Annotated in this window: 10 protein-coding genes; 5 read left to right on the forward strand and 5 right to left on the reverse strand. The window is 60.4% G+C overall.

From position 1 onward, the window contains the following. Positions 1-78 precede the first annotated feature (78 nt). Complete coding sequence (locus tag ACSQ36_RS11600; RefSeq protein ID WP_436182011.1) at positions 79-2,937, reverse strand: 2-oxoglutarate dehydrogenase E1 component; 2,859 nt, start codon at positions 2,935-2,937, stop codon at positions 79-81. Between the two features lie 530 nt (positions 2,938-3,467). Between ACSQ36_RS11600 and ACSQ36_RS11605 the strand changes: the two genes are divergently transcribed. Beyond that, positions 3,468-5,441, forward strand: coding sequence for a hypothetical protein (locus ACSQ36_RS11605; RefSeq protein WP_436182012.1), 1,974 nt, complete (start codon positions 3,468-3,470; stop codon positions 5,439-5,441). Between the two features lie 246 nt (positions 5,442-5,687). Here ACSQ36_RS11605 and typA read toward each other — a convergent pair whose 3' ends face one another. Then, positions 5,688-7,514 carry a translational GTPase TypA gene (typA, locus tag ACSQ36_RS11610; RefSeq protein WP_213761659.1) on the reverse strand — a complete coding sequence of 609 codons (1,827 nt, stop codon included), beginning with the start codon at positions 7,512-7,514 and terminating at the stop codon, positions 5,688-5,690. 414 nt (positions 7,515-7,928) lie between these two features. Here typA and ACSQ36_RS11615 point away from each other — a divergent pair, with 414 nt between their 5' ends. From ACSQ36_RS11615 to ACSQ36_RS11630, 4 genes are all read left to right on the forward strand, one after another. Then, the gene (locus ACSQ36_RS11615; RefSeq protein ID WP_213761660.1) at positions 7,929-8,450 is read left to right on the forward strand and encodes a MarR family winged helix-turn-helix transcriptional regulator; all 522 of its coding nucleotides are present in this window, start codon (positions 7,929-7,931) and stop codon (positions 8,448-8,450) included. Between the two features lie 133 nt (positions 8,451-8,583). Then, positions 8,584-10,116 carry an efflux transporter outer membrane subunit gene (locus tag ACSQ36_RS11620; protein ID WP_436182013.1) on the forward strand — a complete coding sequence of 511 codons (1,533 nt, stop codon included), beginning with the start codon at positions 8,584-8,586 and terminating at the stop codon, positions 10,114-10,116. Positions 10,117-10,158: 42 nt separating this feature from the next. Next, positions 10,159-11,421, forward strand: a complete 1,263-nt coding sequence (locus tag ACSQ36_RS11625) for an HlyD family secretion protein (protein WP_436182014.1) — start codon at positions 10,159-10,161, stop codon at positions 11,419-11,421. Between the two features lie 31 nt (positions 11,422-11,452). After that, complete coding sequence (locus ACSQ36_RS11630; protein ID WP_213761663.1) at positions 11,453-13,012, forward strand: DHA2 family efflux MFS transporter permease subunit; 1,560 nt, start codon at positions 11,453-11,455, stop codon at positions 13,010-13,012. 70 nt (positions 13,013-13,082) lie between these two features. On the opposite strand, the gene truB is transcribed toward ACSQ36_RS11630, so the two are convergent. The 3 genes from truB to infB form a co-directional block, all read right to left on the reverse strand. Beyond that, positions 13,083-14,012, reverse strand: coding sequence for a tRNA pseudouridine(55) synthase TruB (gene truB, locus ACSQ36_RS11635; protein WP_213761664.1), 930 nt, complete (start codon positions 14,010-14,012; stop codon positions 13,083-13,085). A 3-nt stretch (positions 14,013-14,015) separates the two neighbouring features. Then, the gene (gene rbfA, locus ACSQ36_RS11640; RefSeq protein WP_436182015.1) at positions 14,016-14,435 is read right to left on the reverse strand and encodes a 30S ribosome-binding factor RbfA; all 420 of its coding nucleotides are present in this window, start codon (positions 14,433-14,435) and stop codon (positions 14,016-14,018) included. Positions 14,436-14,548: 113 nt separating this feature from the next. Further along, positions 14,549-17,551 carry a translation initiation factor IF-2 gene (gene infB, locus ACSQ36_RS11645; protein WP_436182016.1) on the reverse strand — a complete coding sequence of 1,001 codons (3,003 nt, stop codon included), beginning with the start codon at positions 17,549-17,551 and terminating at the stop codon, positions 14,549-14,551. Positions 17,552-17,639: the final 88 nt, after the last annotated feature.

Below are 17,639 nucleotides of genomic sequence, written 5' to 3' on the forward strand. Positions count from 1 at the left end.
AAATCGAAACTCGAATCACAGGACAGCGCATGAAAAACCGGGGAGCCGCCAAAAGCCGCGCTCCCCGGTCACAGCCGTTTATTTCGAGATCGTCTGCGCGCCCTTCAGCCGGCCAAACGCGCCTTCGATCAGCGCCTTCAGCTGCTCGTAGTGCTTCGCGTAGTAACCGACTGCCGGTGATGCCGATGCCGGACGGCCGCTGTAAGCCAGCTTCTGTCCATCACGCATGCCTTCACGCAGATGATGCTCGACGTAGAACCAGGCGCCCTGGTTCTGCGGTTCGTCCTGTGCCCAGACCACTTCGGTCGCGTGTTCGTATTTCTTGATTTCCGCGTCGAACTGCTTGTGGGCGAACGGATACAACTGCTCGATACGGATGATCGCGACGTCGTTCGCCTTCGCTTCGCGACGATGCGCCACCAGGTCGTAATACACGCGACCTGAGCACACGATCACGCGCTTGACCTTCTTCGGCTCGATCGCGTCATCCACTTCGCCGATGATCGGCTGGAACGAGCCCTTCGCCAGTTCCGACAGATCCGACACCGCTTCCTTGTGGCGCAGCAGCGATTTCGGCGTAGCGACGATCAGCGGCTTCCTGAACAAGCGGATCATCTGACGGCGCAACAGATGGAAAATCTGCGCCGGCGTGGTCGGCTGGACCACTTGCATGTTGTGGTCCGCGCAAAGCTGCAGAAACCGTTCGATACGTGCCGACGAGTGCTCCGGACCCTGTCCTTCATAACCGTGCGGCAGCAGCATGGTGAGACCCGAAACGCGGCCCCACTTCACTTCGCCCGACGAGATGAACTGGTCGATCACGACTTGCGCGCCGTTCACGAAGTCGCCGAATTGCGCTTCCCATGCGACCAGCGTGTTCGGTTCCGCGGTCGAATAACCGTACTCGAAACCGAGCACCGCTTCTTCGGACAACACCGAGTCGATCACGGTGAACTTCGCCTGACCTTCGGCAATGTTCTGCAGCGGAATGTACGTACCGTCGTTCCAGCGTTCGCGGTTCTGATCGTGCAGCACAGCGTGACGGTGCGTGAACGTGCCACGGCCTGAGTCCTGGCCCGTCAGACGCACGGCGTAGCCCGATGCCACCAGCGACGCGTAAGCGAGATGCTCGCCCATGCCCCAGTCGAGCTTTGCATCGCCACGGCCCATCGCGCGACGGTCGTTGATCACGCGCTCGACCAGCGGATGCACCTTGAAGTTATCGGGCACCGTGGTGATACGGTCCGCGAGGCGCTTCAATTCTGCGAGCGGCACGGCCGTATCAGCCGCGTCAGTCCACTTGCGGTTCAGGAACGGCACCCAGTCCACCGCGTACTTGCTCTTGTAGTTCGAGAGCACCGGATCAACCGTGTGGTGGCCGTCGTCCATGGCCTGGCGATACGCCTTCACGTAACCATCGGCGTCTTCAGCCGTGATCACGCCCTGCTGCACGAGCTTTTCAGCGTAGAGCGCGCGTGTACCCGGATGCTTCGCAATCGTCTTGTACATCAGCGGTTGCGTGACCGCCGGCGTGTCCTGCTCGTTGTGACCCAACTTGCGGAAACAGATGATGTCGACAACCACGTCCTTGTGGAACTGCATGCGGTAGTCGATAGCCAGCTGCGTGCACAGCACGACCGCTTCCGGATCGTCGCCGTTCACGTGCAGCACCGGCGCTTCGATCATCTTCGCCACGTCCGAGCAATACAGCGTCGAACGCGCGTCGCGCGGGTCGGACGTCGTAAAGCCGATCTGGTTGTTGATGACGATATGCAGCGTGCCGTGCGTGCCGTAACCGCGCGTTTGCGCGAGGTTCAGCGTTTCCATGACCACGCCCTGACCCGCGAATGCCGCGTCGCCGTGAATCTGGACGGGCAGCACTTGCAGGCCGTCGATGTCGCCGCGACGATCCATCCGTGCCTTCGCCGACCCTTCGACCACCGGGTTCACGATCTCAAGGTGCGACGGGTTGAACGCGAGCGACAAGTGCACCGGGCCGCCATCGGTTGAAACGTCCGACGAGAAACCCTTGTGATACTTCACGTCACCGGCCGGCAGGTCATCGACGTGCTTGCCTTCGAATTCAGCGAACAGGTCAGCAGGCATCTTGCCCAGCGTGTTCACCAGAACGTTCAAACGTCCGCGGTGAGCCATGCCGATGATGATTTCCTGCACGCCGGCCGCGCCCGCGTGGCGCACGACTTCGTCCATCGACGCGATGAAGCTTTCGCCGCCTTCCAGCGAAAAGCGCTTCTGGCCGACGTACTTCGTATGCAGAAAACGCTCAAGCCCTTCGGACGCCGTCAGGCGCTGAAGAATGTGCTTTTTCTTGTCGGGGGAGAAATTCGGGGTGGAGCGGATCGATTCAAGCTTCTCTTTCCACCAGCGCTTCTGTTCCGGATCGCTGATGTACATGAACTCGGCGCCGATCGTGCCGCAGTACGTGTCACGCAATGCCTTCACGATCTCGCGCAGCGACGCCTGTTCAAAACCGAAATACAGGTTCTGCGCATGGAACATCTGATCCATGTCGGCTTCGGTGAAGTCGTAGAACGCGGGTTCGAGCTCAGGAATGGCCGGACGCTCGCGGCGCTTCAGCGGATCGAGGTTGGCCCATTGCGAGCCGAGGAAACGGTAGGCGCCAATCAGCGACTGGACGTAGACCTGCTTGCGCGCGGTCGCCAGATCACCACTGCTCTCGCGCGGCACGAAGCCGTTCGATCTCGCGCGTTGCGCGAACGATTCGACGATAGGGCCGTGGGCCACGTCGTTGTGATTCGTCCCATCCGATGCAGGCACGTTCTGCAACGCATCGAAATAGGTACGCCAGGTCTCGGGCACTGACGCGGGATTATCGAGATATGCCTCGTACTGTTCTTCGACGTACGGGGCATTACCGCCGAACAAATAGGAGTTCAGCTGGGAATTCTTCATCATTTTTACGCTCACCTTTCTTCGAGTTTCTCGAGAAATAGCGGGTTACTCAACCTTCCGCAACACGGCCTGACCGTTTAGCGGATTGCGCGAATCAAGTCTGCTTGGAAGGACCTAAAACTGGCAATACTTTCTCTAGCATAGCACATAACAGATAGTCCAGATAGCAGGCATAGTGCCACGGAAGCCCGCTGCATGAGGCTTTCGGACATATTCTCACGACGCGCGGCACCGCTCTCCCAGTTTCGATCTAGGTTGTTGCTGCGCCAGGGCGCGGCATCTGAGAAGAGTTCCCAGAAGCAATCGACGCAGGACGGGTGTGCTGAGTGCACGCTCGCTCTCGCGTCCTGATCGACCGTGCGCACCGCCAATGCATATCTATTCAACACCTCGCTCGCAAGATTTTCCACACACTGAAGGCACGCAATACGGTTCCGGCGTTGGCGCCCAGCAGCGCAGATCGCCGATGCCGCTGTGTACCGGCGCGCGTGTCCGATCTCACGCCTTTTAAAACTCCCACAATGGAGCTGCAAATGGAAGTCACGACCCAATACTCGAGTGCATCCGCGCGGAACACGGCGTCAGACACACTTGCCGACCAAGCGCCGGCCGCGAGCCCGCCGCCCGCTCAGCCAAAGATTTTTCCGGAGGCCCGTGTCTCTGGGCAATTCGCGGCGAAGCCGAATGACGGGTTGTCTAAACGGGATCTCGACCCGATCGGTCGCACCCCGTCTTATGTTCGCGCAAACTTGTCACACCCCAACGACACCCTCCCTAGGGAAGAGCACGGTGGCGCGCTGGGCGCATGCGAGAAATCGGCCTTTCTTGAATGTCGCGGCGGCGAAGCGCTCGAAGCGAACTCGTCCTCGTACGTGCAATTCGATCAATTCGACCACAAAGAGACAGCAGGCAATGACGGACGTGGAACTTGCGAAGGCGTTATCCGCGAAGCACTGCGTCGCGTTGACCGCAATTACGGAGGCAAAGCATCAGATTTGCGATCGGTTGTCACCGACATGAGGAGCGAGATGAGCAGCGGCCGCTCAGACCAAACCAACATTTACGGCCGAATTCAGGCATTCCAGAGCAATCCGGGCTCCCTGGCACTAAGCAAGTACCGCGAGTCCTCGAACGCGGATCTGAATCCGCACGGCAGAACGTCGCACGCCGATGCCATAGACGGCCTAACGGACAGCCTGTCCTTTATGTCCAGGGGCGGCCTCGCGTACATTGACGTAGGCATTCGACGCGGTGATGTAACGGGTCCGGCGACTAGCGGCCACGCGCTGCTGCTACAGCACCTTCCTGCGGATGGAAGGGCCGGCTCGCCGGATCGGTACACGATCTTCGACCCGAATAATGGTGCATTCACCTATGACAGCCTGGAAAAGATGCAAAGCTCCTTGCGAGACTACATGAAGTCCGCCTATACAGAGGACGGAGACATTGCGACGCCGCACACGATCCAGTTCTTTACGCCACCCAGTTCACGGACTTGGGGGTCACTGCCCCCAACAAAAAGCGTGCCTGGCCATGTCGACGCCAATACTCTCGAGCCTCCGGAATTGAAGAATCACCGGTATGGCGGATCTGATCGCTCCCAGGCTAAGACCGACAACCAGGACCAAAACGCTGACGAGACATCCCTTCGGGACAAGCGCGGCGGCGTGTTGGGCTCGTGCGCAACATCGCAATTTCGGGAATGCCGGGGCGGTGAAGCCCTCGTAGACGGTGCGGCGTCATACATGGCGTTCGATCAAAACAACCGCAGAGAAACCAGAGGTGACGATGGAACAGGAACGTGCGAAGGCATCGTTCGCGAAGCAATGCGTCGCATTGACCGCAGTTATAGTGCCAGATCCGCGATAAATTTGACGCAGGCAGTCACCGGCATGCAGAACGATATGCGCACCAGTGTCACGGCGAGAGACTCCGGCATTTACAACAATATTAACGCATACCAGCACAACCGAAATCTCCTCTCACTGCGGATTTACGAGCAATCTAGAGATCTGAATTTCAGTGCACGCAGCCGAATGTCGCCAGAGGATCGCCTAAATAGCCTCGTGGACGGCCTGAACGCGATGCCTCCGGGGGGGGTTGCATTCGTAGGCGTAGACATTTCAACTCCCGGCGCGGCGAGCGGCCATGCGATTCTGATCCAGCGGAATCACGACGTGACGGCCCCCGACGGAACCCCACCCGCGCATCGTTATATTATCTTCGACCCGAACAACGGTGCGTTCCAGTACGAGACGCAAGGCGCCATGAACGCGGCATTGCGACACTATATGGACGCAGCATATACAGAAATTCGGGCTACAGTTACGCCGGACCGCGCCATATTCTATAACCCGCTCAGATTGTCGCGTGAGAGACCTGTACTGCCCGAACCAACCCTAGTCCCTCCGTCCCTCCAATTGCCCGAGCCTCCAATATTGATGCAGCCAATTCCACAGGGCAATCCTGGAGCAGGGGCTTCCGGAGATTCGCATTCTGATCTGTGACGAAGCCTGCCACCGACAAATTCGCGGCGCTGACCCGGCGACGGAATCGAGCATGCGGTTAATCGGCACGCTGCTACGCTTCGCTTGCTGCGGTCAACAAGCAAGAGAGCGCGTGCACATCCAAGATCGCGCCATGCCTTGCGCACGACGAAAAAGCCGTTCCGCGCATGCCTGGAACGGCTTTTTTTGTCATGCCTGATGCGTTGATGTCAGCAGCCGTGCTCCCTCAACGGGGCCGGCATTCAATTAGTCCACTGCGCCCTTGCGGCTGGCGCTGCGACGTTCGTGTTCCTTCAGGTAACGCTTACGCAGACGAATGGATTGCGGCGTCACTTCGACCAGTTCGTCGTCGTCGATAAACTCAACCGCATATTCCAGCGACATCTGGATCGGCGGCACGAGGCGCACCGCTTCATCCGTTCCCGACGAACGCACGTTGGTCAACTGCTTGCCCTTGATCGGGTTCACGACCAGATCGTTGTCACGGCTATGAATGCCGATGATCATGCCTTCGTACAGTGCATCGCCCGGCGACACGAACATGCGGCCGCGATCCTGCAGCTTCCACAATGCGTACGCGACAGCCGCGCCATCATCCTGCGAAATCAGCACGCCGTTACGACGTTCGCCCACTCCGCCTTCCCTCACCGGCTGATACGAATCAAACGTGTGGCTCATCAGGCCCGTGCCGCGCGTGAGCGTCAGGAATTCCGACTGGAAGCCGATCAGGCCACGTGCCGAAATACGATACTCAAGACGCGTACGGCCGCGGCCGTCCGACGCCATGTCGAGCATTTCGCCCTTGCGGCGGCCCAGCTCTTCCATCACGCCGCCCTGGTTTGCATCTTCCATGTCGACAGTCAGGTTTTCGTACGGCTCGTGCTTCACGCCGTCGACTTCCGTCATCACCACGCGCGGACGCGACACGGCGAGTTCGTAGCCTTCACGACGCATGTTTTCTACAAGAATGGTCAGGTGCAGTTCGCCGCGCCCCATGACTTCGAACGTGGTTTCGTCGCCGGTTTCATTCACGCGCAACGCCACGTTGTGGTTCAGTTCCTTGAACAGGCGATCGCGGATCTGACGACTCGTGACGAACTTGCCTTCACGGCCGGCCAGCGGCGACGAATTCACCAGGAAGTTCATGGTCAGCGTGGGTTCGTCCACGGTGATCATGGGCAGCGCTTCCGGAGTGTCAACCGCGCAAATGGTCACGCCGATACCAATTTCCTCGATACCGTTAATCAGCACGATGTCGCCGGCTTCCGCCTCTTCGACCTGCACGCGCTCCAGGCCCTTGAACGACAGAACCTGATTGATCTTGCGGTTCAGGATTGCGCCGTCAGGACCCGAACGCACGGCGACGGCCATGCCCGGCTTGATGCGGCCGCGCGTGATCCGGCCAATGCCGATACGGCCGACGTACGACGAAAAGTCGAGCGACGTGATCTGGAGCTGCAACGGCGCTTCCGGATCAGCCGGGCGAACCGGAACGTGTTCCAGCACGGCGTCGAACAGCGGACGCATGTCGCCTTCGCGCACGTCCGGGTTCAGTCCGGCATAACCATTCAGGCCCGATGCGTACACGATCGGGAAATCGAGTTGTTCTTCGGTCGCACCCAGTTTGTCGAACAGGTCGAACGTCTGGTTGATCACCCAGTCGATCCGCGCACCCGGCCGGTCAACCTTGTTGATCACCACGATAGGCTTGAGTCCGAGCGCCAGCGCCTTCTTCGTCACGAAGCGCGTTTGCGGCATGGGGCCTTCAACGGCGTCCACCAGCAGCAACACGGAGTCGACCATGGACAGCACACGCTCCACTTCACCGCCGAAGTCGGCGTGTCCCGGGGTGTCGACGATGTTGATGTGCGTGCCTTCATACTCGACCGCGCAGTTCTTCGAAAGGATCGTGATGCCACGTTCCTTTTCGATGTCGTTCGAGTCCATCACGCGTTCGACGACTTGCTGGTTCTCTCGGAACGTGGCCGTCTGGCGGAGCAATTGGTCGACGAGCGTAGTCTTGCCGTGGTCGACGTGGGCGATGATGGCGATATTGCGGAGGGCGCGAGTCATAGGAGGCTGAGGAGCTTGTACATACAGTTGAGCGCCGTGGGTGGGTGCAAGCAGCAGGCCGCGGGGCCAACTCAAAAAGTCGACTTAAAAAGTCAACTCAGAAAGAAACCTCCACGCCCCCCGCACTCGGCGCGATGGGAACCCGAGAGTGTAACACGCCGGCGTGTCCTCTTCCTCCCCATCGTGCAATAGGACATAACCCGGAACCGGATTCCTATTTCAAGACAACCGAAAACCGGCGTCAACGCCTACCGTCAGGCCTCAGCGGGCGTCGCGCGAATCTCAAAATAACAACACCCGTGGCAAGGGCATCAAATTAAGAAGATTCTTAACATGCATGCCGAGGTACTTGCCGGGTCAACTATCTGATTCTATAATCTTGCATAGTCAATTATTGCAAGCGCACGAGAATCCATGAGCGACACCCCCCAGCCGGTTCCCGAAATTGCGAATTACGAACTCAGCGAAAGCGTGGGTTATCTGCTTAGCCGCGTTCGCTCGACTTTGTGGAATAACGTCACGCAACACACCATGGCCGATCTCGGCATCACCAGCACGCAAGCCAGCATCATGTTCATGCTGGCAAGCGGCCGGAGCCTCGCGGCCGCCGATCTGGCGCGCGAATACGGGATCGACGCGAGCGCCGTGACCCGCCTGATCGACCGTCTGGAGAAGCGCGGACTCATTACACGCTTGCGCAGCGAGGAAGACCGGCGGGTCGTCCGGCTGGCGCTGACCGAAGAAGGGCGCGCGCTTGCCGGACAGATTCCGGCAATTTTTACGAACGTTCTCGACAAGCTGCTCTGCGGATTTACGCCAGAGGAAGTAGGCTTCCTGAAAAGCATGCTGCGTCGAATCCTGTTGAATTCGGGTGACCCCGTGTCTGCGGCGCTGCTCGGCATGCAAGAAAAATCCGCTACTAAATCCTCCTATTGATGATCCGTCGCGCGCCGCTGAATGATGCCCGCACAATGACGGCACTTTCCCGTCGCCCGGCCGGTATCGTAATAAAAATGAAAGAAATTAGTTGCAGCGTCCATCTTTACACTCCCTATCAAAGAGCCGAGCGATGAAACTCTTTTATTCGTCCGCGTCCGCGCCCGTCGCTGCGCGCAGCGCACTGGCTGCCGCCGTGGCAGCGTTCGCCCTTGCAGGTTGTGCGAACTACGCCGGCATTAAAAGCGACAAACAAATCGCCCAGCCGCAAAGCGACGCGCTGCAAGCCGCGCAAAGCCTGCCGTCGCAAGGCGGCCAGTGGCCGTCGCTCGACTGGGCGAAGCAGTTCGGCGATCCGCAATTGCCTCAATTGATCGATGAAGCGTTGGCCGGCAATCCGTCGATTGCGCAGGCACAAGCGCGCATTGCGAAGGCGTCGTCCTATATTGAGTCCTCGCGCTCCAGCCTTTATCCGAAGGTGAACGGCTCGTACTCCTGGTCGCGCGAACTGTACTCCGGCAACGCGCTCTACCCGCCTCCGTACGGCGGCTCGTGGTATAGCGAAAACAACGCGCTCGTGAGCGCGTCGTGGGACCTTGACCTGTGGGGCAAGAATCGCGCACGGCTGGATCAGGCGGTTTCGCAGCAGAAGGCCGCCGAGGCCGACATGCAGCAGGCGCGCGTGACGCTGGCCGCCTCCGTTGCGCAGACCTATAACCAGCTCGCCCTGCTCTACGCGCTGCGCGAGGTTGCGCAGCGCGAGATCGCGAACCGGACGGACATCGGACGGATCACGAACGGCCGCGTGCTGGCGGGCCTCGACACAAACGTGGAAAGCCGCACCGCCGAAGGCAATATCGCGACGAGCCAGACGAACCTGTCCGAACTCGACGGCCAGATCACGACCACGCGCTATCAGTTGGGCGCGTTGCTCGGCCAGGGTCCGGATCGTGGCTTGAAGATCGCCACGCCGGTGCTCAATACGAAGATCGAGGTCACGCTGCCGGACAACGTGCCCGCCGATCTGATTTCGCGCCGCCCGGATATTGTCGCGGCTCGCTGGCAGGTGGAAGCGGCAACGTCGGACATCAAGGAAGCGAAGGCCGAGTTTTTCCCTGACATCAATCTGTCAGCGGCGGCGGGTTTTGATGCGTTCGGGTGGGGCCGCTTTCTCAACTTCACCAGCCGCCAGTTCAACGCGGGGCCAGCCGTACACCTGCCGATCTTCGATGCCGGCGCATTGCGCTCGCAGTTGAAAGGCCGTTACGCGGACTTTGACCTGGACGTAGCCAACTACAACCAGACCCTGATCAACGCGCTGAATGACGTCGCCACGCAGATCGCGTCGATCCGTTCGGTGGATCAGCAAGCAAGCGATGCCGCGCGCGCCCTCGATGCCTCGACGCACGCGTATCAGCTCGCCGTGATTCGCTACAAAGCGGGTTTATCGCAGCAATTGCAAGTGCTCACCGCCGATCAAAACCGGCTGGCAAACGAGCAGACCGTGACGAATCTGCGCATGAAGCGCCGTGACCTGCAACTCGGCCTCATCAAGGCGCTGGGCGGAGGTTTTGACGCCGCGGATACAAACCTGGCCATCGACGGGCAAACGTCGAAAAGCGCGCCGTCGCAGACCGCGTCGGCAGCGACCAAGACAGCCAACTGAATCGACTAGCAGCAACCCAAGACAGAGAATACGGAGCCATTCATGAGCGACCCTCAACAAAACGCCGCAGCAGCGCCGGCGCCCAAAACCAACAACACCAAGCGCCGGGTACTGATGAGCCTGATCGTGCTGGTCGTGATCATCGCGGCTATTGCTTACGGGCTGTACTACTTCCTGATCGCGCGTTTCCACGAAAGCACGGATGACGCCTACGTGAACGGCAATATCGTGCAGATCACGCCGCAAGTGGTCGGCACGGTGATCTCGGTGAACGCCGACGACACGCAAACCGTGAAGATGGGCGACCCGCTCGTCGTGCTTGACCCCGCCGACTCCAAGGTCGCGCTCGATTCCGCCGAAGCGAATCTCGCGCAGACGGTGCGTCAGGTGCGCACGCTGTTCGTCAACGACAACCAGTACGCGGCGCAAGTCGCGCTGCGTCAGTCGGATCTCTCGCGTGCACAGGACGACTTGCGCCGCCGCATGATGATTGCGCAGACGGGCGCCGTCTCGGGCGAAGAAATTTCGCACGCCAAAGATGCCGTGCGGGGCGCGCAAGCCTCGCTCAACGCCGCGCAGCAAGAGCTTCAGTCGAATCGTTCGCTCACCTCGAACACGACTATCGCGAGCCATCCGAACGTGCTCGCCGCTGCCGCGAAGGTCCGCGATTCGTACATCAACTATGCACGCAACACCATGCCGGCGCCGGTGACGGGTTACGTCGCGAAACGTTCGGTGCAGGTCGGCCAGCGCGTCTCGCCGGGCAATCCGCTGATGGCGATCGTGCCGCTGAACGGCGTATGGGTCGATGCCAACTTCAAGGAAGTGCAGCTCACGCATATGCGCATTGGCCAGCCGGTTGAACTCACCGCCGACGTGTACGGCTCCGGCGTCGTGTTCCACGGCAAGGTGATCGGCTTCTCGGCAGGCACGGGCTCGGCGTTCTCGCTGCTGCCGGCGCAAAACGCGACCGGCAACTGGATCAAGGTCGTGCAGCGTCTGCCGGTGCGGATCGGACTCGACCCGCAGGAACTTGAGAAGCATCCGTTGCGCATCGGTTTGTCGATGAACGTGGACGTGACGATCAAGGACGAGAACGGCGGCCAGCTCGGCACCGCGCCGAACACTGTGTATCAGACCGACGTGTTCGCCAAGTACGGCGACCAGGCCGACGCCGAGATCGCTCGCATTATCGAAGCGAACGAAGGCGGTTCGGTCCCGGGGACCGGTGCAGGCAGCGCGCAAAAGACGTCGAAGGACAACGTGCAGCCGGCGACGAAGCAAGATCTCGCCAAGCTGATGTAAGCGCCAGCACAAGTTTTCCCGGAACCGTCCTATGTCTCAACCAAACGCCGTTCATCCGCCGCTAGAGGGCGCGAAACTCGTGATCGGCACGATCGCGGTGTCGCTCGCGGTGTTCATGAACGTGCTCGATACGTCGATTGCCAACGTGTCCATTCCGTCGATCTCCGGTGACCTCGGGGTATCGTCGGATCAGGGCACGTGGGTGATCACGTCGTTCGCGGTCGCCAATGCGATCTCGGTGCCGCTGACCGGCTGGCTCACGCAACGCTTTGGACAGGTACGCCTGTTCATGACGTCGATCATCTTGTTCGTGCTCGCTTCGTGGCTGTGCGGGCTCGCGCCGACCCTGCCGTTCCTGCTCGCCGCGCGCGTGTTGCAAGGCGCGGTCGCCGGCCCGATGATCCCGCTCTCGCAAACCTTGCTGCTCGCGAGTTATCCCAGGGCGAAAGCGCCGATGGCGCTCTCCATGTGGTCGATGACCACGCTGATCGCGCCAGTCGCCGGGCCAATCCTCGGCGGCTGGATCTCGGACAACATCTCCTGGCCGTGGATTTTCTACGTCAACATTCCGGTGGGGTTCGTCGCGGCCATTGCTACGTTCGTGATCTTCCGCGATCGTGATTCGGTGATTCGCAAGGCGCCTATCGATACCGTGGGTCTCAGTCTGCTCGTGTTATGGGTCGGCTCGCTGCAGATCATGCTCGACAAGGGCAAGGATCTCGACTGGTTCAACTCGACCACTATCGTGGTGTTGACGCTGATCGCCGTGATCGCGCTGGCGTTTTTTATCGTGTGGGAGCTGACGGCGGAACATCCGGTCGTCGACCTGTCACTCTTCAAGCTGCGCAATTTCACCGGCGGGACGATCGCGCTCGCGATTGGTTATGGCCTGTACTTCGGCAATCTCGTGCTGCTGCCGCTGTGGTTGCAGACCGACATTGGCTACACAGCAACCGATGCCGGCCTCGTGCTTGCGCCAGTCGGCCTGTTTGCCGTCGTGCTCTCGCCGGTGGTGGGCAAATTCCTGCCACGCATCGATCCTCGCAAGATCGCAACCGCCGCGTTCCTCGTGTTCGCGCTCGTGTTCTGGATGCGCTCGCGCTATACCACCGGCGTCGATACCTTCTCGCTGATGATGCCGACCTTGATCCAGGGTATCGGCATGGCTGGATTTTTCATCCCGCTCGTGTCGATCACGCTGTCCGGGCTGCCGGGAAGCCGGATTCCAGCGGCATCGGGGTTGTCGAACTTCGTGCGGATCATGTGCGGCGGTATTGGCACATCGATTTTTTCGACTGCTTGGGACCATCGGTCGAATATTCATCACGCGCAACTCGTGGAGCAGGCCAATTTGTATAACCCGAACTTCACTGCTTCCATGCAGCAGTTCGGTGCGGCCGGCTTCAGCCAGTCGCAGGGTTATGGGCTCTTCAACAGCATGGCCACGCAGCAGGCCGCGCAGTTGGGTGTGAACGACTTGTTCTATATATCGGCGGGAATTTTCGTCGCGCTGATCGCGTTGATCTGGATCACGAAACCGGAGAGATCCGGCGGCGGAGATTCGGCGGCTGCGGCTTCGGCGGCGCATTGAAGCTTGTTTGATCTGTAATAAAAAACGCCACGAAATTTCGTGGCGTTTTTTTTGTTCCTTCGGCCAATCTTCAAGCCGCCGATACCACCAGCCGCTCCGGCGCCAACACACCTTCACCCGCTCGCGCGACACCGAGCAGACGCTTGTCGTCGAGCGCGTAGACACGCACGCGGTCCGCCTCAGCGGGTGCATCCGCAATATCCGATAACTTCAGCCGCTGCCCCTGCACGAAACGACGCGTGGCATCGGCGTCGAGATGAACGGCCGGGAACGTCGACAACAACGCATCCACCGGTTGCAGCCAGCTATCGCGCTCGGCGGGCGCCGCTTCTGCAAGCGTGTCGAGCGTGACCGCGTGTTCGAGCGTCAACGCACCCACTCCGGTTCGTCGCAGAGCAACCAGATGTGCGCCACATCCCAGCGTCTCACCCATATCCTCGGCAAGCGTCCGCACGTAAGTGCCTTTGCTGCATGTCACGCGAAACGTCACATCCGGCAACGCGCACGCGATCAGATCAAGCGCATGGATGGTCACGTTGCGCGCTTCGCGCTCGACCGTCTGCCCGGCGCGTGCGTACTCGTATAACGGCTTACCGTCGCGCTTGAGCGCCGAATACATCGGCGGAATTTGCGCAATTTCACCGCGAAAGTGCGCCATGGCAGCATGGATCGCGGCTTCGTCGCAGGTTACATCGCGTGTTTGCAGCGCTTCACCTTCGGCGTCGCCCGTGGTTGTGCGCACGCCGAGACGCATGGTCGCTTCATAGGTTTTATCGGCTTCGAGCAAATCCTGCGAAAACTTGGTCGCTTCGCCGAAACACAAGGGCAGCAAACCCGTCGCAAGCGGATCGAGCGTGCCGGTATGCCCGGCCTTCTTCGCGAGATAGATTTTCTTGGCGCGAATCAGCGCGTCATTGCTCGACAGTCCGAGCGGCTTGTCGAGCAGCAACACGCCATCCAGCAGACGACGCGGGATCTTCGGGCGGGTAGAACCGTTCATCGATCAGGCGCCCTTCTCGTCGTCGGCTTTGTTTTCTTCTTCGACGGCGTTGTCTACTTCGTCGTCCTTCGCGCGCGTGGAATTCGCTTCATCGATCAGTTTCGACATTTCCACCGCCCGCACGACCGTCTGGTCGTAGTGGAAATGCAGCGTCGGCACGGTATGGATATGCAGACGCTTGAACAGCAGATTGTGCAAATGCCCCGCCGCGTGATTCAACCCGGCTTCCGTTTCCTTCGGATCGCCGGTCAGCGTCGTGAAATACACCTTCGCGTGCGCGTAATCAGGCGTCAGTTCGACGCTCTGAAACGTCACCATGCCAATGCGCGGATCTTTGACATCGCGCACCAGTTCGGAGAGATCGCGCTGGATCTGATCCGCGATCTGCACATTGCGGTTGGGTGAAGTACGTTTCTTGGCCATGATGTTTCCATAAATTTGTATGCGCCGGACTCATGCGCGAGGTCGCTCAGGCAAATAAAAAGGGCGGAGCGGGCGTGAAGCCCCCTCCGCCCTCGAGTCCAGCGGTGAATCTTTTACAGCGTACGCGCGACTTCGGTGACTTCGAAGATCTCGAACTGATCGCCTTCCAGCATGTCGTTGTAATTCTTCAGCGACATACCGCACTCGAAGCCCTGACGCACTTCCTTCGCGTCGTCCTTGAAGCGCTTGAGCGAATCGATCTCGCCGGTGTGAATGACCACGTTGTTGCGCAGTACACGCACCATCGAGTTCCGCTTGACCACACCGTCGGTGACCATACAACCCGCGATCGCACCGATCTTCGGCACACGGATGATCTGGCGCACTTCCACCATACCCGTGATCACTTCGCGCTTCTCCGGCGCCAGCATGCCCGACATGGCCGCCTTAACTTCATCTACAGCGTCATAGATGATGTTGTAGTAACGGATGTCGATACCGTTCGACTCCGCCACCTTGCGCGCCTGAGCATCGGCCCGCGTGTTGAAGCCGATGATGACCGCCTTCGATGCCGTTGCCAGGTTGACGTCCGACTCGCTGATCGCGCCGACCGCGCTGTGCACGATCTGCACGCGCACTTCGTTGGTCGACAGCTTTTGCAGCGACTGCACCAGCGCTTCCTGCGAACCTTGCACGTCGGCCTTGACGATCAACGGCAGGTTCTGCACGTTGCCTTCCGTCATGGACTCGAGCATGTTTTCAAGCTTCGCTGCCTGCTGCTTCGCGAGCTTGACGTCGCGGAACTTGCCTTGACGGAACAACGCGATTTCGCGCGCCTTGCGTTCGTCCGGCAGGACCATGACTTCTTCACCCGCGCCCGGCACTTCCGATAAACCTTGAATCTCGACCGGAATCGACGGACCTGCCGACTTGATCGGCTTGCCGGTTTCGTCGAGCATGGCCCGGACGCGGCCAAAGGCCGAACCCGCCAGCACGATGTCGCCGCGATTCAACGTGCCCGACGTCACCAGGATGGTCGCAACCGGACCCTTGCCCTTGTCGAGCTTCGCTTCGATCACGAGACCCTTGGCAGGTGCATCGATAGGCGCCTTCAGCTCCATCACTTCAGCTTGCAGCAAAAGGTTTTCCAGCAAGCTTTCGATGCCAACACCCGTCTTCGCCGACACTTCGATGAACGGCGAATCACCACCGTATTCTTCCGGCACGACGCCTTCGGCAACCAGTTCCTGCTTCACGCGCTCAGGAGCAGCACCCGGTTTGTCGATCTTGTTGATCGCCACGACGATAGGCACGCCACCCGCCTTCGCGTGAGCGATGGCTTCCTTCGTTTGCGGCATCACGCCGTCGTCCGCTGCGACCACCAGGATCACGATGTCCGTTGCCTTTGCACCGCGGGCACGCATGGCCGTGAAGGCCTCGTGACCCGGCGTGTCCAGGAACGTAATCACGCCGCGAGGCGTTTCCACGTGATAGGCGCCAATGTGCTGCGTAATCCCGCCCGCTTCGCCCGACGCGACCTTCGCGCGGCGAATGTAATCGAGCAGCGAGGTCTTGCCGTGGTCGACGTGACCCATGACCGTGACGACCGGAGGACGCGGCAGGCGTTCGCCCACTTCTTCCTGCGTTTCGCCTTCGGAGAGCAGCGCTTCCGGATCGTCCAGCTTGGCCGCAACCGCGCTGTGACCCAGTTCTTCGACGACAATCATCGCCGTTTCCTGGTCCAGCACCTGGTTGATCGTGACCATCTGGCCGAGCTTCATCATCACCTTGATGACTTCCGACGCCTTCACCGACATCTTGTGCGCCAGATCCGCCACCGACACGGTTTCCGGCACGTGCACTTCCCGCACCACCGGTTCCGTCGGCGCCTGGAAGTTGGTCTGATCCTGATGCTTGCCACGACCCTTCGGGCCGCCGCGCCAGCCGCGATCCACACCGCCGCTGGTGTCGCCACGCGTCTTGATACCGCGGCGCTTGGCTGCATCGTCCTGCCAGCTGCTCTTGCCACCGGCCTTCTTCTTGTCCGGTCCCAACGACGGCGTGGTGGCCGCCGGTGCACCTGCAGCCGGCTTCTTCGCGACTGCGGGACGTGCCGGCGCCGAACCTTCCGGCCGTGCCGGCTTGTGCAGCGTACCCTTGGCTTCCGCAGCCTTCGCGCCTTCCGCCACCTTGGCGGCGGCCGCAGCTGCTGCCGCGGCGGCAGCCACGACGGCGGGCGACGGCTCAGGCGGTTTCGCCTGTTGAGCCTTACGCGGCGTATTCATCATTTCGCGGATAGCACGCGCTTCGGCTTCTGCCGCTGCACGGCGTTTCGCGATCTGGTCGTGCTCGGCACGCGCCTTTTCGGTCGCGGCGCGCGCGGCGTCTTCCGCCTTCTTCGCGGCTTCGCGTTGAGCGGCACGCTCGGCGGCAGCCTTCTCGTCGACCTGAGGCGCCACGACTTCAGCCTTCACCGGTTCGTCAGCGACCTGTTCCGTCTTCGACTCCGTGCGGGATTCCTTACGCGCTGTAGAAGCAGCACGCGAGATTTCCGCGGCTTCCGCCTGAGCGGCAGCACGCTTCGCCTCTTCTTCCTCGGCACGGCGGCGCTCGGCTTCAGCAGCCGCTTCACGCGCGACCCGCTCAGCCTCTTCGCGCTCAAAGCGTTCCTGGCGTTCCTTCAACTCCAGCGCTTCTTTCTCGAGCAATTCGGCCGCGTGACGCGCCTCTTCGTCGCGACGCTGCAATTCGGCTTCGTCCACTTCGTCTTCTTCGACGTGGTTCGCACCTTCAACGACCTGTTCAACACCGCTCTGATCGCGCTGCACGAACACGCGCTTCTTGCGGACCTCGACCTGAATGGTGCGAGCTTTACCCGTAGAGTCGGACTGTTTGATTTCCGACGTATGCCGGCGGGTCAAAGTGATCTTGCGTTTGTCGGCATCGGCGGAACCGTGGGACTTCCGCAAGTGTTCGAGCAGGCGCGATTTGTCCGTCTCGGACAAATCGTCATCCTCGCTCGCTTTCGTGACGCCAGCCGCCTGCAACTGCTCGAGCAGGACGCCCGCAGGCATTTTGAGTTCCGCGGCAAATTGGGCTACGTTGTTACTCGCCATTCATTCCTCTTGATGCAAGGACAAATTCCCTGCTGTTTGATCGGGGTCATGCGGCCTAACGGCCGCGATATGTCAGTGCGCCATGGTC

This window comes from Caballeronia sp. LjRoot34 (assembly GCF_964253815.1).
GTDB lineage: Bacteria > Pseudomonadota > Gammaproteobacteria > Burkholderiales > Burkholderiaceae > Caballeronia.